The organism is Microbacterium sp. (assembly GCF_031988965.1).
Classification (GTDB): Bacteria; Actinomycetota; Actinomycetes; order Actinomycetales; family Microbacteriaceae; genus Microbacterium.
Window position 1 is genome coordinate 11,132 of the sequence record NZ_DALZXX010000096.1, and the last position, 289, is coordinate 11,420.

At 65.4% G+C, this 289-nt stretch carries 1 pseudogene; it reads left to right on the forward strand.

The window, feature by feature from the left end:
- A pseudogene (locus tag RTM68_RS13620) lies at nt 1–141 on the forward strand (carbohydrate ABC transporter permease); the annotation flags it as partial.
- Between the last annotated feature and the right edge of the window lie 148 nt (nt 142–289).

Consider the following 289-nt stretch of genomic DNA (forward strand, 5'->3'; position numbering starts at 1 on the left):
GCGATCGGTGCAGGATCCCAGCCGATCTACAACCTCGTGATCATGGGTTCGCTCCTGACGATCATCCCGATCGTCATCGCCTTCCTGCTGCTGCAGCGTTTCTGGCAGTCAGGTCTCACCGCAGGAAGCGTCAAGCAGTAGCTCCCTGCACCCCTGCATCGAAATCGTCGGTCCGATGCTGGACCGCACCCCCGAAAGGACACAGCAATGAAGCACCTTCCCTCTCCCGCCGCGCGGCGCACCCTCGCGGTGCTCGCCGCCGGCACCGTGGCAGCGCTCGCGCTGGCCG